This window comes from Arthrobacter gandavensis (genome assembly GCF_039528575.1).
Lineage (GTDB): Bacteria > Actinomycetota > Actinomycetes > Actinomycetales > Micrococcaceae > Arthrobacter_B > Arthrobacter_B citreus_B.
Genome location: NZ_BAAALV010000002.1, coordinates 1178167 through 1179913, shown reverse-complemented (window position 1 = coordinate 1179913; position 1747 = coordinate 1178167). Strand labels below are relative to the sequence as shown.

Below are 1747 nucleotides of genomic sequence, written 5' to 3'. Positions count from 1 at the left end.
CGCGGGCGGCTTCGATCGCCCTGGCCACCGCAGTCCAGGAGTCCGGACTGAGGAACCTGGATTACGGAGACAACGCCGGCCCGGATTCACGCGGTCTTTTCCAGCAGCGTCCGTCCCAGGGCTGGGGCTCGCAGGAGGAGGTCATGGATCCGGTGTACGCGGCCAATGCCTTTTATGACGCCCTCGTTGAGGTTCCGGGCTACCAGGACCTGCCCATTACCGTCGCCGCCCAGACCGTCCAGCGCAGCGCCTTTCCCGATGCTTATGCGGATCACGAATCCGAAGGCAGGGCCTTCGCCTCTGCCCTCACCGGACAGACGCCAGCCGCCCTGAGCTGCACCCTGAATCCTGCTGAGGCACCCGGGGATCCGAACACAGTCCTGGCGGCCATGTCCGCACTGTACGGGCAGCAGCAGGCCATGGTGCTCGGTGAGGTCCTGGTAGTGGGTGCCTCAGGCGAATACGGCTGGTCCCTGGCCCAGTGGGCCGTGGCCAACGCGAAGGCACTGAACATCAACGAGGTGTCCTTCGATTCCATGACCTGGACACGCGGCAGCGGCACTTGGAGCGCTTCGGATGCCCCTGCCACGCAGGTGGCCATTCATATAGCACCGGTGTCAGTGGGCCAGGGGTAGCCTGCTTCGTCGGCATCACGGCCTCCCGGGGCGGACCCACTAGGCTGGAACCATGCGAATACTAGTCACCGGAGGAACCGGCTACATCGGGTCCCACACCACGCTGGAGCTGCTGCAGGCAGGCCACGACGTCGTTGTGATGGACAACCTGGCAAACTCCAGCACTGAATCCCTGAACCGGGTCCAGGAGCTGACCGGACGCACCGCCGCGTTCGTGCAGGCGGACCTGCTGGATCCTGCCGCCCTGGAGGAGATTTTCACCGAGCACTCCCCAGAGGCCGTCATCCACTTCGCCGGACTCAAGGCAGTCGGTGAGTCAGTGGCCAAGCCTCTGCACTACTACCGGAACAACGTTGCCGGCACGCTGAACCTGCTCACGGCCATGGACCGGCACGATGTCCGCACCATCGTCTTCAGCTCCTCGGCCACCGTGTACGGCGCTTCGGAAGAAGTGCCGCTGGCCGAGGACCTGCCGATGGACGCCGTGAACCCCTACGGCCGTACCAAGGAGCAGATCGAGGACATCCTCACGGACCTCGGGACCTCCGACGAGCGCTGGAGCATCGCCCTGCTGCGCTACTTTAATCCGGCGGGGGCACACGAATCCGGACGGATCGGCGAAGATCCCACAGGTGTTCCCAACAACCTGCTGCCCTTCGTGGCACAGGTCGCAGTCGGGCGACGGGAAAAGGTCATGGTTTTCGGCAGCGACTATCCCACACCTGACGGCACGGGCGTGCGCGATTACATCCATGTCATGGACCTGGCAGCCGGCCACCTGGCAGCCCTTGACTACATTGCGGCGCGCAAGGGCGTGAAGCGCTGGAACCTTGGCACCGGCGACGGTTCCTCGGTGCTGGAAGTCCTGGCCGCGTTCTCCAAGGCGGCAGGCAAGGAAATCCCCTACGAGTTCGCGCCCCGCCGTCCCGGAGACGCTGCCGTGAGCTATGCCGACCCTGCAGCCGCGCAGGCGGACTTGGGCTGGAGGGCAGGCCGGTCCCTGGATGACATGTGCCGGGACCACTGGAACTGGCAGAAGCAGAACCCCCAGGGCTACGCGTCCTAGGACTGCCCCCGCACGACAGAAACGGCCGGGCCCGCATCCAAGCAGA

2 protein-coding genes are annotated in these 1747 nt (G+C 65.3%); both read left to right on the top strand.

Translation table 11 applies throughout. The features are described from left to right. A partial coding sequence (locus ABFX29_RS08825; protein ID WP_346038484.1) for a hypothetical protein occupies positions 1-635 on the top strand: 635 nt, incomplete at its 5' end. Positions 636-687: 52 nt separating this feature from the next. Then, a complete protein-coding gene (gene galE, locus ABFX29_RS08820; RefSeq protein WP_152226651.1) occupies positions 688-1701 on the top strand; it encodes a UDP-glucose 4-epimerase GalE in 1014 nt (337 codons plus the stop codon). Positions 1702-1747: the final 46 nt, after the last annotated feature.

Excerpts from the sequence above, each read along its gene's own strand:
- galE (WP_152226651.1), top strand. The coding sequence starts at position 688 with ATGCGAATACTAGTCACCGGAGGAACCGGCTACATCGGGTCCCACACC.